The sequence below is a fragment of the Vibrio sp. 99-70-13A1 genome, assembly GCF_013114625.1.
GTDB lineage: Bacteria > Pseudomonadota > Gammaproteobacteria > Enterobacterales > Vibrionaceae > Vibrio.
Genome location: NZ_VTXD01000029.1, coordinates 14,492 through 29,965, shown reverse-complemented (window position 1 = coordinate 29,965; position 15,474 = coordinate 14,492). Strand labels below are relative to the sequence as shown.

General features: G+C 40.8%; 12 protein-coding genes. 7 read left to right on the top strand and 5 right to left on the bottom strand.

The window, feature by feature from the left end:
* Positions 1–29: 29 nt before the first annotated feature.
* From F0226_RS16705 to F0226_RS16685, 5 genes are read right to left on the bottom strand one after another with little or no spacing between them, the layout of a single operon-like run.
* Positions 30–959, bottom strand: a complete 930-nt coding sequence (locus F0226_RS16705; RefSeq protein ID WP_171736711.1) for an ROK family protein — start codon at positions 957–959, stop codon at positions 30–32.
* 4 nt (positions 960–963) lie between these two features.
* Positions 964–2,742, bottom strand: coding sequence for a glycoside hydrolase family 13 protein (locus F0226_RS16700; protein ID WP_171736710.1), 1,779 nt, complete (start codon positions 2,740–2,742; stop codon positions 964–966).
* Positions 2,743–2,757: 15 nt separating this feature from the next.
* Positions 2,758–3,591: a sugar ABC transporter permease gene (locus F0226_RS16695; protein WP_171736709.1), complete on the bottom strand. Its 834-nt coding sequence runs from the start codon at positions 3,589–3,591 to the stop codon at positions 2,758–2,760.
* A gap of 1 nt (position 3,592) precedes the next feature.
* The gene (locus tag F0226_RS16690) at positions 3,593–4,876 is read right to left on the bottom strand and encodes a sugar ABC transporter permease (RefSeq protein WP_004734076.1); all 1,284 of its coding nucleotides are present in this window, start codon (positions 4,874–4,876) and stop codon (positions 3,593–3,595) included.
* Positions 4,877–4,885: 9 nt separating this feature from the next.
* Positions 4,886–6,112, bottom strand: a complete 1,227-nt coding sequence (locus tag F0226_RS16685) for a maltose ABC transporter substrate-binding protein (RefSeq protein ID WP_171736708.1) — start codon at positions 6,110–6,112, stop codon at positions 4,886–4,888.
* 408 nt (positions 6,113–6,520) lie between these two features.
* Between F0226_RS16685 and F0226_RS16680 the strand changes: the two genes are divergently transcribed.
* The 7 genes from F0226_RS16680 to F0226_RS16650 all read left to right on the top strand — a co-directional run bounded on the left by F0226_RS16680 (position 6,521) and on the right by F0226_RS16650 (position 15,400).
* Positions 6,521–7,540, top strand: coding sequence for a porin (locus tag F0226_RS16680; RefSeq protein ID WP_171736707.1), 1,020 nt, complete (start codon positions 6,521–6,523; stop codon positions 7,538–7,540).
* 20 nt (positions 7,541–7,560) lie between these two features.
* Positions 7,561–8,565 (top strand): UDP-3-O-(3-hydroxymyristoyl)glucosamine N-acyltransferase, encoded by a 1,005-nt coding sequence (gene lpxD / locus F0226_RS16675; protein WP_171736706.1) that lies wholly within the window; start codon positions 7,561–7,563, stop codon positions 8,563–8,565.
* A gap of 21 nt (positions 8,566–8,586) precedes the next feature.
* Positions 8,587–8,988 (top strand): hypothetical protein, encoded by a 402-nt coding sequence (locus F0226_RS16670; RefSeq protein ID WP_171736705.1) that lies wholly within the window; start codon positions 8,587–8,589, stop codon positions 8,986–8,988.
* A gap of 25 nt (positions 8,989–9,013) precedes the next feature.
* Positions 9,014–9,496, top strand: a complete 483-nt coding sequence (locus tag F0226_RS16665; RefSeq protein ID WP_171736704.1) for a glycosidase — start codon at positions 9,014–9,016, stop codon at positions 9,494–9,496.
* A gap of 225 nt (positions 9,497–9,721) precedes the next feature.
* Positions 9,722–10,843 (top strand): sn-glycerol-3-phosphate ABC transporter ATP-binding protein UgpC, encoded by a 1,122-nt coding sequence (ugpC, locus tag F0226_RS16660; RefSeq protein WP_171736703.1) that lies wholly within the window; start codon positions 9,722–9,724, stop codon positions 10,841–10,843.
* Between the two features lie 192 nt (positions 10,844–11,035).
* Positions 11,036–12,889 (top strand): alpha-amylase family glycosyl hydrolase, encoded by a 1,854-nt coding sequence (locus tag F0226_RS16655; RefSeq protein ID WP_171736702.1) that lies wholly within the window; start codon positions 11,036–11,038, stop codon positions 12,887–12,889.
* 384 nt (positions 12,890–13,273) lie between these two features.
* On the top strand, positions 13,274–15,400 hold the full coding sequence (locus tag F0226_RS16650) for a methyl-accepting chemotaxis protein (RefSeq protein WP_171736701.1): 2,127 nt from the start codon (positions 13,274–13,276) through the stop codon (positions 15,398–15,400).
* Positions 15,401–15,474 lie beyond the last annotated feature (74 nt).

The window sequence follows — 15,474 nt, the reverse complement described above, 5'->3', positions numbered from 1 at the left end:
TCTTCCTGCTAAGGTTACCATTCCTGCAACTATGAGCGTAAATGATTGTTGTTATTTTTTATTGCGATGAGAGAAGCGCCGTATGCAAAAAGGAATTTATCTTGCGGTAGCTGAGTGATTACGGGTAAGTCACTCGCGGCGTTGTTGCGATAGAGCGCGACTTTCAAATCGTTACGTAAAGAAGGGTAGGCGCTTGCGGATCCAGATAAAATTAACTGACTAGGGCGTAAATACTGGATGGGCTTAATTAAACTACGAGCCAGTTGGTCAACAAAAGTTCGATAGATTCGGGTTGAGTGTGTGTCTATTTCATTAACACCATCAAAAATTTGTGAAAGAGTTCGATCACGTAATACGACTTGGTGATATTGACGTTCAATGCCTTGCTCGGATACAAACTGTTCGATGCATGTTTCATTTCCGCAGCGACAGATTGGTGTTAAGCCATCAACGAGCCACTGAAAGTTGGGCAGTGTTGAATGAGTCCAATTAGCACATAGTGAGTGATGCACATTCTTCATTTTATTGTAGAAACTGATCCCGCAGCTATCACCAATGGTGGCACTTAATACTGTTGAATTCGTAAGGCTCTTGGAGCGTTGGAACTCCGTCATAGCAGCACTTTGCGCGTGGTTGATGAGTATGCAATCACAGTTAAAACGGTTTGTTAAATCAATAGCCAATTGTGCCAGGGGTAAATGGTCGGCTTGAGAAGCGTCCCGCTCGGTAGATAGAAAATCTAAAGAGTAGTATTCAGAAGCACTGATACCTATTGCCGTGACTTGCCCATATCGCCAGCTAACTTGAGTGATCAGTTCTGCGAGATATTTAAATAGGCTTTGTTTATCTTCTGGCGTTTTCTGCACGGTTCGATACACCTCTTTACCAAAAGAAGTGCTTATTATTGAGTGAGTAAGTAGGGAATCAATAGAGATTCCCATAACAATGGCAGTGTTCATCAAGTTATTGAACTTTCTCGATAAGATAGCCAAATGCTTTGACTGAGATTAAACGTCCATCTAGCTCAATTTGCTTGTCGTGTTCGCTATTATTGAGAACAAATAAGTGGTCAGCTCGGCGATAAGCAATACAGTCAGCATCGTTTACAGATACCCAGTCTAGGTTAGGTTGGTTTAAATCGGGATTAGCCTTACGTAAAGCGATCATTTCTTTGATGAACGCCTTAAAGTCTAGGTCGTGATTATCCACATTCCACTCCATGCATTTACGATTATCCTCACTGCCCATACTACGGCCACCATCCATACCAATTTCACCACCGTAATAAATACAAGGTGCGCCGACTTGAGTAAACATGAATAAATACGCGAGTTTTGCTTTGCGTGTATCACCTTGGCATAGAGAAAGGATGCGCGTAGTGTCATGGCTATCAAGCAAGTTAAACATCGCTTCATTAACGTTTCTTGGGTATGCCATATAGGAGGTATTTACGGCATTAATGAAGCTGTGCTTATCAAACGCTGAAAGAGCAAAATAGTCGGTGATGGCTTGGGTCAAAGGATAGTTCATCAATGAATCGTATTGGTCACCGCGCAGCCAAGGCATGCCTTCGTGCCAGATTTCACCAAGAATGTAGCAATCTGGGTTGACTCCTTTGACGACTTTTCGAAAGTCTCGCCAGAAAGCGTGGTCAACTTCATTGGCGACGTCTAAACGCCAGCCATCGATATTGAACTCTTCTACCCAGTGACGGGCTACATCTAGGAGATATGCACGGCATTCTTCGTTTTCAGTATTTAACTTTGGCATTTCAACGACGTTACCGAAGGTTTCGTAATTGAGGTTCCAGAAGTCCCATTCCTCTTTAGGCGTATCAGGATAAACTGGGAATTTATTAATCCAGAACCAGTCGGCGTATTTGGATTTCTCTCCTTTTTCAACGACGTCCAGCCATAAAGGAGATTGAGTACCAATATGGTTAAATACGGCATCTAACATGATTTTCATGCCGCGCTGGTGGGCTTCTTTTACCAGTGCTCTGAACGCTTCATTTCCGCCAAAATGTGGGTCGACGTTATAGTAATCAACCGTGTCATATTTGTGGTTGGCATTGGCAGTAAATATAGGGCAAAGATATAAGCCATTAACGCCAAGATCTTGTAAGTAATCGAGCTTTTCAATTACGCCCCACAAATCTCCACCCATAAAGTTATCCGATTTAGGCTCGGTTCCCCAAGGTTGGACATTGATAGGCGATAGGTCAGGTCGACCATTTGCAAATCGTTCAGGAAAAATCTGGTACCAGATGGTGTCTTTTACCCAGCTCGGTGTTTTCAATACATCGCGTGGGTTGATGTATGGGAAACAATAAAAGTTACTCAAGTTGCTGAGTTCTGCTTCTGCTTTTTTAGGCTCAGATAAATCAGCGCATCGTTTTTCACCGAAGAGGATCTTTTCTCCATCTTTACCGTATAAAATAAACCCGTAACGGCTACGGCGTTTTGGCGGCTTAAACTCTGCAAACCAATGGTCGTGGTGCTCAGTTTCACCTTCGTGAATCATTGCTACTTCGTTACCACCTACCCAACCGTGGGCATCGCTTCCTCCTAAATTACCACCATCAAGACCGCCTTCAGCCCAATGGTAAGGGTCGCCTATCCACAGGGATACACGTTCAATTTCACCTTTTGCACTACGTAATCGCAGGTGCAGTGTTTCATTATCATAGGCGTAACTGTCCGCACTCTTTGCCGAGTGTGTAAGTGAACTTCTTGTAATCATGCTGTATTCCTAGCGTTATTCTTTTACTGCACCGCTGACGAGACCAGTGGTGATGTGTTTTTGTGTTGCAACGAATAGCAACGTGATGGGGACGGCTACCAACAAAGAACCTGCGGCAAATAAGGTGAAATTCTCAGCGGAGTTCGATGAAATCCAACTGAAGATACCAATTGCGAGAGTCATTTTTTCTTCACTACGCAAGATTAGCGTTGGCAAAATGAAATCCATCCATGGTCCTGTAAATGAAACTAAGCCGACAAAGACAAGGATAGGTTTGGCTAGTGGTAAAATGATTTCTAAGAAAATCGTCATATGACCTGCGCCATCAATTTTGGCCGCTTCATCTAATGATGTTGGGATAGCGTCGAAGTAACCTTTCACAAGCCAAATCATGAAGGGAAGAGAACCTGTGACGTAAACAAACAGTAAGCCAGCGTAAGTATCAATTAAGCCCATTTTGGACAATAAAATGTAAATAGCGGTCATTGATAGAAACGCAGGGAACATCTGTAACACCAAAATACTCATCATCACGTTCCGTTTTCCATTGAAGCGATAACGAGAGAATACAAATGCCGAAATGGTTACCACGATCAGTGAAATAATCATATTGGCGGTAGCTAGGAAGAACGTATTTTTGTACCACTCAAAATATGGCGTGTCGGTAAAAAGTGCTCGGTAGTGGTCAAGAGTAAACTCCATCCCTGTAAACGATGAGCTAAATAAGTTATTACCCGCTTTAAATGACGCCATAACAGTCCAAATTACCGGTCCAAGTACTAACAACGCATTGGTTATTAAGAAGAGGTAAACGATAGCTGTACCGATTTTTCCAATAAACTTATCCATGTTACATACCTACATCGTCTTTAAAGGAATTCATGCGGCGGAACTGCCAAATAGCAATACCAGACAAGAATAAGAAGATGACAATTGAGATAACAGAAGCAATTTGGTACTGCTGGAAATCTAATGTCAGTTTGTAGATCCAAGTGATCAAGATGTCGGTGTGACCAGCAAATCGATATTCAGGGTTTATTGGACCACCTTCGGTTAATAGGAAAATTGCACCGAAATTATTGAAGTTATGGGCAAAGGTCATCACTAGAGATGGCGCAACTTGGTGTAATACCATAGGCAAAGTTATTTCCCAGAACTGCTGGAGTTTATTGGCTCCATCCACTTCACTGGCTTCGTAAAGGTCCTCGGGAATATTCGTTAATGCACCCGCGATAAGAAGCATAAAGTAAGGTGCACCGACCCAAACACTGACTGCAATAACCGTGATTTTTGCGGTAAATGGATCAGATAAGAAAGCAACAGAATCTAGTCCCCAAGAATTCAATACCGCGTTAACCGGGCCAATACCATTCAAAAGTAGGCGGAACATCAACAAGGTCACAAAGGCTGGAATGGCATAAGGAAGAATGAAAACAAAACGCCACGCTTTCTTTGCTTTGATGTTTTTGTTTTGCAATGCAAGCGCCAACAAAAATCCAAAACCGCAAGTACAGATAGTGGCAAAAAATGCCCACATTACTGTCCAGGATGCCACGCCAAAGAAGGTACTTGACCAAATTTTAAGCTCAAATAAGGCAAAGAAATTCTTAAAACCGACCCAATCAACCAAATTCCTTGGTGGGATATGGTGAGGAGCAGAATAGTTAGTAAATGACACCATCACAGTAATGATGATCGGCATGATGATGAAAGCAATACTGGCTACAAAAGCAGGGGACAGCATGATAAATGCGAATTTTTGGTCGTAAATATCTTTGATCTGTTCACGTAAAGTCAGGTTGGTTCTTTGGGTTTCTTTTGCATCTTTAACGTTGGCTAAATATAAGCAAATGAATAAGAAGCTATAGAGTAGGGCGATCACACCTTCTACCAGCATAAATACTGAGTTGTCGCCTTGGGTGATCGTAAAGCCTTTACGCACTTGAGCTACGTCGCCTAAAGTGACTAACCCTTTCAGCGAAGAGAGTAGCTCAGGGAAAACCAGTAACGTAATTAGCTGCATTGCTAAGAATACGCCACCTTTTACCCAGTGACCTTTTAAGAGTTGTGTGCTCCCCATTATGAGGAGAGCAGCAGGCACTCGTGGTGCCGGCTTAGTCTCTGATAACAACATAGATCCTCTTTACTCTTGGAGTTCGATCTGTTCTTCGATAATTGAGCGAGCTCGGTCTAATACGTCTTTTGGTGACTTATCATTTACCCAAAATGCCGTAATTGCACTTGCCATTGGCGACCAAATGAACCCCATCTCAGGTACTGAAGGCATAGCGTCTGAATAGAAACTTTGAGTGATAATGGCGTAAGTTGCTTCGTCAGCATCGACGATAATCTCTTCCATAACGGTTTGAACTGGCGGGATAGCTTGTGCCATTTCGTAACGTTTCTTGAGCATTTTGTCGGTCGTGAGGTAGTCAGCAAATAATTGAGCTGCTCTTGGATATTCAGTATAGGAAGAGACAACTGCAAGCCTAACTGTTGAGAAAGTACGAGGTTGCTGACCTTCTAATTTAGGCATAGGCACAACCCCAAAGTTGATGCCTGAGTTTTTATAACCTTGAATCGCCCACGGACCATCGATAATCGCGGCGACTTTACCTTCGCTAAATAAACCACGGCGAACTTGCGGGTTACGCATATCAATAGGGTTAGAGTCATTAGCAACGCGCAGTTTCTTCATTGCCTCTAAACCTTGTTGAGCCTTTTCAGAGTCAATGCCAATATCTTTTGCATCCGTCCCGTTATTACCAAACTCATAAGCGCCATAGAGTGTGACGAACATACGTGACTCGTAGTAATTTTGGATATCCCAAAGTAAGGCGTACTTATGCTCTTTTTTACTGTTGAAGGATTTTGAAAACTCAATGAGTTCCTCAAAGTTTTCAGGCGCTTCAGGCAGTAGATCTTTGTTATAGAAAAGAGCCGTTGTTGCGAAGCTGACAGGAAAGCCATAACTGCCGCCTTCTGCTTGTGACGCACTGATAGCATTTTGCATGAATGTACTATTGATTCGGTCTGCAGAGACTAGATTTTCCATTGCGCCACCGGCAACAACTAAGCGCCCCAGTAGGTCATGTTCAATCTCGGCAACGTCAGCAACACGCGCTGAGCCACCATCCTGAATCAGTCGAGATGCCGAGTCGATGGGTGCAAGCCCTCTAAATGAGAACTTAATATCTTGGGCGAAATCTTTGTTGAAAGATTCAGCTGCATATTCCATGTAATCGACAGTTGATTTATCTGTCCAAATTAATAGCTCTGCACCGCTTTCTGGCACAATTTCTTCAGCACAAGCGAATCCTGATACTAAAGCTGCAGCCATTAACGTTGTCGTAAATAGATTTTTTTTCATATCCACACCGCACAATCAAAGTAGTAGTTCATAAGATACTACTAGGTTATGTCTCGACCAAAATATGTCAATACGAATTGAGTGGAATAGAAGTGTGTTTGTGATTTGTGTCACTATATTTACAGGTTTAATAGTATTGTAGCTTGTTATGTATGAAACCTGGTTAGTTAAGGAACGGCAGCAAGAACTAGGCTCAATTTGACGCTTAGGTTGGTGAAAACCCTACTATTCGTGATGGTGGTCAATTATTTCCATAGGTAAAGGTGACCAATGTCTCATATATCATTTCTATAGGAAGAAAAATAAAAATAAATGCAGAACAATAATTAGGCGTTCAACGTGAACTACTAAAATTCGTGGCCAGAATTATTAAAAATAACTCCATTGCCGGATTAATAAGGAAATACTGTGAAACGAACAATATTGTCTGTAGTGATAGCTAACACCCTACTCATTAGCACCACTGCACTAGCAAGCGACCGAGGCTTTGCACCTGAAGATACTTTTTTTGATGAAGCTATGCAGTTTGGCGGTCACGTTGGATCATCCGTTGAGTATGAATACAAAACGACTACCGACTGGGCGCAGTGGGGGGGGACTGAATCTACTGAGAAAACTAGGACTCACGAAGTAGTCAGTTTGTTCTACAAAAATGCAAAGTGGAACATGTCGGCTCTGTATGCGTTTAAATTGGAAGACCGTAAGAAAGAGTTAATCAAGCAGGACGGAAGTCATTATTCTGAAACAGAAGATGGCTACAAGCATCTTTTGTCATTGAACAAAGGTTTTAACATAGGCAGTGGCTGGGCGACTGGTGCGGTCTATGACATCGAATATACAAGAAGCCAGATATATACCACGGCAGGTGTTAGTGGATTGCGCCATACCACAACGGAACACAGCTTTAGACCCTATCTAACCTATTGGGATAATGAGTATGGCGCTGGTTTCTATTCAAACCTTGAATATTTATTGAATGATGAAGATAAGAGTGCGTGGGGCACGATAAAAGAAGAGGGATATAGTTTACTCTTCAAGCCATATAAGCGTTTTGGTAATTGGGAAATGGGTGTTGAGTTTTTCTACCAAATTAAAGAAAACGACGCAAACGGCAATAAAGTCAGTGACTTTACTGAAAAATACGCTGAGCCAATCGTTCAATACAGCTTTGATGATGCAGGTACTATGTATGTGAGAGCGCGTATCGGTGAAAACGAAACGAATGGCATTGGCAGTAACGACGACTACTTCAAAGATATTCGTAAAGCGACAGTAGGCTATGAGCAAGCTGTAGGTGATGATTGGTTAATGAAAGCTGAATATGAATGGGCGAAAGACACTGAAACATCGAATGCTGCTCAATATGCAGGTGATGAAAAAGTGGTTGAACAAAATACCCTCTTCTTACAAGCTTTATACCGCTTTTAATAAATAGTAGGTCGGACATTATGCTCAAAGTTTCAGAAATTGCTCAAATCCTTGGTGGTAAAGTGGTAGGTGATGAGTCGATAGAGATATCAACGATTCGCCCAGTATCAAGCGATGAGAAAGGAGGGTTAGCGATAGTATTTGCTAAGTCAGATCTTAAGGGGCTTTCTGAAACTTTAGCGGATGTCATTGTTGGACCAAAAGTCGTGCTTGAAACCCAAGCTCAAACGAAAATTGTTATTGATGAGCTTGATGCCGATAAGCTCAATCAACTGATGCGCTTTTATAAAGTACATAAGTATCAATTGTTTGATCAAGGCAATACTTCTGATGCTCCAGATGTCTATATTGGAAAGCATTGTCAAATAGGTGAGAACTGCCACTTTATGCCCGGTGTGAAAATCATGAACGGCGTGACGATAGGTAATAATGTCGCCATTCATGCCAATACGGTTATCAAAGAAGGGACCGCGATCGGTAATAACGTGACTATCGATTCCAATAACTCGATAGGTAATTACAGTTTTGAATATATGACTGGCAAGCTAACACGCTATGAACGCGTAGAAAGTGTTGGTCGGGTGATTATTCAAGACGATGTTGAAATTGGATGTAACAACACAATTGACCGTGGCACCTTGGGTAATACCGTGATTGGGCGAGGCACCAAAATTGATAACCTAGTGCAAATAGGCCATGACTGTAAAATTGGGCAGCATTGTTTATTAGTCTCTCAAACTGGCTTCGCAGGGCACACCATTCTTGAAGATAATGTAATTGTACATGGTCAAGCTGGCACTGCTGGACACCTCACGATAGGCAAGAACTCGGTTGTTAAAGCGAAATCAGGTGTGAGCCACTCTTTCCCAGAAAATAGTGATTTGTTTGGCTATCCAGCAAAAGACGCACGTTCGTATTATAAAAATTTAGCCACACTTAATAAATTAACAAATGAAAGTAAGAAATCGAATAGTAATGAATCTCCTAAGAATAAGGGGTTTATCGCGAGAGTTTTTAATTTATGAATATTATTAAGTAATAATTTTATGAACGAATCAATTAATATTGTTGATGCTTATATAAGAGATGGTTTTGAAGGTGTGTATTTAGAGCTAGGAGATAACTCCACATTAAATATCCCGCTTCATCACCAAGAATGCTTATCCAACTATATTAACGAAAAAGTTAAGTTTGGTATCCGACCTGATTTCATTTATCTAGCCGATGATAATGATAAATTGAATACCGTAGAAGGTCAGTTTACTGAGTTACAAAAACAGAATAATGGCTATAACCTTATTTTTAATATTGAACATAAACTGTTTGTTTCAAAGGTTAGAAATAAAGTTTTGAATACCGATGATATTGGTAAATATTTTAACGTGAACTTTGATACTTACTTTAGTCATATTTTCGATCATGACACGAAGATGAATCTGACTATTTAATGATTAGAATAATAAGGAATTTATAATGAAACGTACTCTGCTGCTTACTGCTCTTTTGTCTTCTGCATTAATGGGGTGTGCAAGCACTTCAGATGCTCCAGCAGTTGCTCAAAACCTTGCTACTGGTCCTTTTGCTGACTGTAATTTAGCGAGTGTTGAAGACCGTGGTCCTATTCGCCCTTCACTGTTTGTGATTGGTACTTTCCCTGACGGCCAGTGGATGCACATGGATAACCGCCAGATGTCTCATAAAGGTAATGGTATCTACCAAGTAGTGAGTGAAGAAAAAGCAGGAAATGTAAGCTTACAGTTTGCAACCATGAGTTGGAATCCTCAATTTACTGCTGCAGGCAAAGAGATGCTTGTAGGCTATGAAAAAGAACTGAAACGTGGTGGTTTTGCAAAAAATACAACAGTAAACATCCCTGAAGATGGAAAATACTTGTGGAGTATTGAGATCAATAAGGATAAGAAACCAGTACGAGCTCTTATAAAGGCGTGTAAATAGCATTATTTCCGTTGAGAGTACTAATCGATCTTCAAAGTCTTTAGGTTCACCTATAAGTGACTAAGTACTCTCTTCTTTTGCCTATTTAGCGAGTGTTTTTACTCTTTAGAATCACTCGCTAAGTAGAACTATTCGCTAAATAGACAGTTTTAATTTTTTGAATAAGCGATACCAAGTGAGCCTTATTTTTACACTTGAGTATATAACCCGTATGCGGAGTATCAAATGGCAACAGTTAGCCTACGCAAAGTAGAAAAAGAATACGACAATGGCTTTAAAGCTGTACATGGAATTAACTTAGATATTCATGAAGGTGAGTTCATGGTATTCGTGGGTCCATCTGGTTGTGCTAAGTCCACCACACTACGCATGATAGCGGGTCTTGAAAGTATTTCAGGTGGTGATATTCGTATTGGTGATCAAGTCGTTAATGATTTACCTCCTAAAGATCGTGGCATTGCAATGGTGTTCCAAAACTATGCGCTTTACCCGCATAAAACGGTTTTTGACAACATGGCTTTTGGTCTAAAGATGCAGAAAAAGCCGAAAGAAGAGATCAAACAACGTGTTGAAGAAGCGGCTGAAAAATTAGAAATTACAGATTTGCTTTATCGTAAACCGAAAGAAATGTCGGGTGGACAACGCCAGCGTGTAGCCGTGGGACGAGCGATTGTACGTAAACCGGATGTATTCTTGTTTGATGAACCACTGTCTAACCTTGACGCCAAATTGCGTGTTTCAATGCGAGTTAAAATTGCTCAATTGCATCAGTCTTTGAAAGAAGAGGGCAACCCGGCAACAATGATCTATGTGACACATGATCAGACAGAAGCGCTAACGCTAGGGGATAGAATTTGTGTGTTAAACCAAGGCAACATCATGCAAGTAGATACCCCTTCCAATCTTTATAATTACCCAAAAAATAAATTTGTAGCGGGCTTTATTGGTTCACCAGCGATGAATTTAGTGAGCACAACCTTACGCAAACTTGGTGACGATATTTACGTAGAACTTGCACCTGGTGCCCAAATTATTATCCCTAAAGATAAGCAAGAGAAGTTGCTTAACTATATAGATAAGCCAGTGTGTTTAGGTATTCGACCTGAGCATATTGATTTAGCTAACGATGATGAAACGGTGAATGTTCACCTTGGTGAATTAACCGTCGTCGAAAACTTAGGTAATGAAAAGTATTTGTACTTTAGAATTGGTAATAATGAAATTGTTGCTCGTGTTAATAATCAAACTATTACCACCTCGGATATTGGCAGTAATGTGAGGTTTAATTTTGATTCAGGGTTCTGTCATATATTTGATGCGGAAACAGAAGAAAATATAACCTTGTAAATTATTAACCACAACTCTCGCTCTTTAAATATCCCCTAAATATATATAGGGGTTATTTTTAGTAAAAAGTAAAAAGTAAAAAGTAAAAAGTAAATCAAGACTATTTAATATCGATATAACCATCCAAGACTTTATTTGGAGGGTTTGCTGCACCCCTAATAACCACTTATCAACGTAAAATAGGACAAGATGATGAAGAACAAGTTAGTACTCTTTTCAGTATTGCTTGCTTCCTTGCCTGCTGCTGCAGATTGGAATCAAGCTTATTTTCGTGGAACTGCAAATAATTGGCAAACAGAAAGCATGGTTAAAGTGAAACCTAACCATTGGCAAATAGTTAAAAAATTTAATACAGGGGATGGCAGTAACCCTCCAAGTTTCAAGATCGACCGTTTTGGTGATTGGTCAGAAAATTACCCACTAGCTAACTTCGTTGTTGATCCTAATAAAACGTATGAGATTAACTTCTACGCTGATACCAACAGTGTTGTAGTCCATGAAAAACTCGCTTTTGATATGCGTGATGAGACGATGTACTTCGTCTTTTTAGATCGTTTTTCTGATGGCGATACTGCAAATAATACCGGTAATAATGCTCAGACTTACTCTGCAGACCGATCTGATTATAAGAAGTATTTTGGTGGTGATATCAAAGGTTTGTTAGGTAAGTTAGATTACCTAAAAGACATGGGTATTACTTCTATTTGGATTACTCCGCCTGTTAATAATGTCGACCAATTAAACAAAGATGGTTCCGCTGGTTATCATGGCTACTGGGGACGTGATTTCTTCCAGGTGGATGAGCACTTAGGCACGATTGACGATTTTCGCACTCTTAGCCAGAAAATGGATGAGTATGACATGAAGTTGGTGCTGGATTATGCACCAAACCATTCTAACCCCAATGATGAAAATGAATATGGTGCGTTATATAAGAATGGTGTGTACCAAACTAACTTCGATGGCGATACTGAAAGCTGGTATCACCATAATGGTGGAGTGACGAATTGGGATGATTACTATCAAGTTCGAAACCACAACTTATTTAATCTATCTGACTTTGACCAAAGTAAGGAGAAAACCTATCAATACTTAGTTGAAGGAGCAAAGTTCTGGATTGACCTCGGTGTAGATGGCATTCGTATTGATGCGATCAAGCATATGGATAAATCTTTTATTCAACGCTGGACTGGCGATTTGAACAATTACGCAAAAGCGAAGGGTAAGCCTGGGTTCTATTTCTTCGGAGAATGGATGGATGCAGGTGCCACCGCTACAGGTATTAATGCTAAGTCGATTGATTTTGCTAATACATCTGGTTCTGCACTATTGGATTTTGGTCTACGTAATACGATAGAAGATGCGCTGTTGCGTGCCAATGGTACCGGTATGTACGCGATTAATGAGTACATGAAAATTCGCGATACTAAGTTTACATCGAGTGATTGGCAGGTTGTATTCTTAGATAACCATGATGCTCCACGTTTATCTACGGTGCTTCGTTCAGACGCTACCAACTTTGGACCCGGCAAAGATAAATGGGGCGGTCGCCAGAGTGCTCCTTTCGCTCAAGATCGTGTTGAGTTAGGTTTAGCTCTTATTATGACTTCTCGCGGTGTCCCTTGTATCTACTATGGTACTGAACACTATGCAGCGAACTTTACGACCAATGGATTTGGGCAGGTGGGCAATGACCCATATAACCGTGAAATGATGCCAAGTTTTGATACTAATACGCCGGCTTATCAAATGATTAAGAAACTGAGTAAATTGCGTAAAGAAAGTTATGCAATTCAGCAAGGCTCTTACATTGAACGTTGGGTAAGCAATGATGTTTTAGTCTATGAGCGCAATGCTGGGGATGATGTGGTCGTCGTGGCAATGAATTTAGGTAACAGCACTTCGGTGAATGCCATTAACTTAGGTTTAGCAAACGGAACTTACGATAATGTCTTAGGCGGTGATCAAGTCGTTGTATCGGATGGTAGTGGTACATTTAACTTAGATCAGAATGAAGTGGTGGTGTTGAGAACGCTTCAACAATAGCAATTTGGCTTAGTTAAGATTAAACGCTAGCAATGAAGGTTGCTGGCGTTTGTTGCATTGTGCGATCTACCTCTTTACCACAAAAGGTGTTTATTATTGTGTGAGTGAGTAGATAGGGAATCAGTGGAGATCCCCATTCACCTACAACTGCTTAGAGCTGTCCATAAAGTCTTTCGTTAATTTTACTCATGTACTCATGTACTCATGTACCCAATGCTTAAAAAGGTAGAGCACCAAAAAGAGTCAGGCGATGCACTGTTTTGATGCTTGTGGCACGCTGTATCTGTTTGATTTGTATCATTTTTTACCTAGTTTAGCGTTACCCGATTGTGGTCTATAAATTGCTTTGTCTATATATAATATATAAGTACATAAGGGATAAAAATGAACCTAACGGACAAGGAACGCGGTTGGCTTGAGTGGTTTGGTGAAACTGGGAAGCTGGCGATGCGTAGGGCATGCTTTTTAAATAAGGGCAGGACACAAGAACTTGAGCAAACCTTTGAAAGTATTGCTCAAACGCGAGTCAAACTTCTGCATAACTGGGTCGAAAATCAATGGCATTTCTTAGAGGATTCAGCCATCTATCTGGCGAATCGAACTGCTGAACAAGAGAAAGAGGCGCTAATTGGATTACTTAAGCGGAGTACTGTTTTTTCCGAACTGGCGGTCGTGGATTCTCAAGGAATAGCACAGTCATCAAGTCATGTGGATCATGTTGGAGCAATGCTTGGAGACAAAAAAGCACTAGATGAGGGCTTATCTAAACGTTATCTTCATGGCCCGTATATTGACTCTCGAACATTGAAAGTTGGTCCCTCAAGCTCGTCATTTCATGATCAAGTTACAATGATGTTTTACATTCCTTTCTCTCGTGAAGATGGTAAGTCATTATGTTTATGTGGGCGTGTTCCGAATGATGTTATTGGCGATATTATCCAAAGAGAAGCTGGGCATATTTATAGTGAGTCGGGTGACAACTATATTTTTATGGTTGAGTCGAATCATGATCCTAAAGTTGAGCAGGGTATGGCTTTATCTCGCTCTCGCTTTGAAGATGACACTTTTTCGCATGGTGAAAACTTAAAACAAGGAATCAATACAGATTGGGGTACCGTCAGGGTTCGACATCACACTGAATTTGAAATCCGTTTTACAGATCCTGCCACCAAGCAACTCCACCCAGGAGTAAGAGAAACCATAAAAAATGGCAGTAACTTATTCGTCGAATATCCCGGTTATTCGGATTATCGTCATATCCCCGTTATTGGTAAAGGCGTTATTTTTCAGCTGGATGGCTCCCCTGATGTGTTTGGTATGATGTGCGAATCTGATTTAGAGGAAGTCTACAGAGATAGAAGCTTGAGCTATACCTTATCTAAGTATTTTATTGGCTGTACGCTTTTGCCCTTAGTGGTTCCATTATTGCTGACTCACTTATTTTCACTTACGTCTTTTATGCATGTAGGGATGACACTTGCATGTGCGCTGTTAAGTTTCTTTCTGTTTAGAACTTTCAGTGCCAAACCTTTAGCTAACAAAATACATGAAATGACGGGTGTAATGCAGACTCTAGCTGAGGGGGATGGGAACTTAAGCAGGCGGTTAGACCCTAGCACTTTTAGTCATAATGAGTTAGGTAATTTGGGGCGCTGGACCAATAGTTTTATCGATAATTTAGATAGTACTATTAGCGAATTGATTCATGCGAGTAATGAAGTTCGGCAGGTGTCAGAGTCTATGTTCCGACGAAGTGTGGCTATGAACCAAACGAGTGAAGAGGCATCTCAAGCGTTAAGTAATATGCTGCAATTAAGCCAGTATCAGCAAAGTGAAATTACTAATGCCACTGTATCTGCAACGCAAATGGATACGGTTATGGAGCAAGCTGTAAAAAGTGCAGAGGAAGAATACAACCAATCTGTCCAGGGGATGGAAGTGGTTCGTGATATCGTCGAAAGTTCAGCATTAAGTGTTAATGAAGTAAATAATGAGATGACTAAAGTTTCAGATATCATAGACATTATTACCGACATAACGGCACAGACTAATTTGCTAGCTTTAAATGCTGCGATTGAATCAGCAAGAGCTGGGGAACACGGGCGCGGGTTTTCTGTAGTGGCCTCTGAAGTTAGAACGCTAGCCGATCGTACATCAAAAGCTGCAAATCATATCAGTGACTTGATGAAGGCTATTCATACTAAATCACGTAGCGCTGTTGAATCGATGGAGCATGGTGTTGAGAATGTGAGTAAAGGTAATTTGATGGTTGATTCAAATGCTCGAAGTGAGCAGATACAAGTCGCGGTCAGTGAGTTATTTATGACTATGTCTAATCTAGATGAAAGCAGTCAAAAAAATGGAAAAACCGCAGATGAAGCTCAACAGTCAATCTCGGAGTTACAGTTGTCCACAAAACAGTTAGCTCGCAGAGTTACTTTAATGGGAAATGCACTTAGCCGATTAGATCAATTAGTGGGTCGCTTTGAAGTAAGCCAGAAAGCAGCGTAATGATATCTTGGCAAGTATTGTTGCTGAAGCTTATAGATAAGAATGGAAATAACAGGGCGTTTTAGCAGATACAA

What these genes read in the sequence shown, in the direction of transcription:
- F0226_RS16690 (WP_004734076.1), bottom strand. Translation starts at nt 4,876, where the DNA reads ATGTTGTTATCAGAGACTAAGCCGGCACCACGAGTGCCTGCTGCTCTC.
- F0226_RS16705 (WP_171736711.1), bottom strand. Translation starts at nt 959, where the DNA reads ATGAACACTGCCATTGTTATGGGAATCTCTATTGATTCCCTACTTACT.
- F0226_RS16670 (WP_171736705.1), top strand. Translation starts at nt 8,587, where the DNA reads ATGAACGAATCAATTAATATTGTTGATGCTTATATAAGAGATGGTTTT.
- lpxD (WP_171736706.1), top strand. Translation starts at nt 7,561, where the DNA reads ATGCTCAAAGTTTCAGAAATTGCTCAAATCCTTGGTGGTAAAGTGGTA.
- F0226_RS16655 (WP_171736702.1), top strand. Translation starts at nt 11,036, where the DNA reads ATGAAGAACAAGTTAGTACTCTTTTCAGTATTGCTTGCTTCCTTGCCT.
- F0226_RS16665 (WP_171736704.1), top strand. Translation starts at nt 9,014, where the DNA reads ATGAAACGTACTCTGCTGCTTACTGCTCTTTTGTCTTCTGCATTAATG.
- F0226_RS16695 (WP_171736709.1), bottom strand. Translation starts at nt 3,591, where the DNA reads ATGGATAAGTTTATTGGAAAAATCGGTACAGCTATCGTTTACCTCTTC.
- ugpC (WP_171736703.1), top strand. Translation starts at nt 9,722, where the DNA reads ATGGCAACAGTTAGCCTACGCAAAGTAGAAAAAGAATACGACAATGGC.
- F0226_RS16700 (WP_171736710.1), bottom strand. Translation starts at nt 2,742, where the DNA reads ATGATTACAAGAAGTTCACTTACACACTCGGCAAAGAGTGCGGACAGT.
- F0226_RS16650 (WP_171736701.1), top strand. Translation starts at nt 13,274, where the DNA reads ATGAACCTAACGGACAAGGAACGCGGTTGGCTTGAGTGGTTTGGTGAA.
- F0226_RS16685 (WP_171736708.1), bottom strand. Translation starts at nt 6,112, where the DNA reads ATGAAAAAAAATCTATTTACGACAACGTTAATGGCTGCAGCTTTAGTA.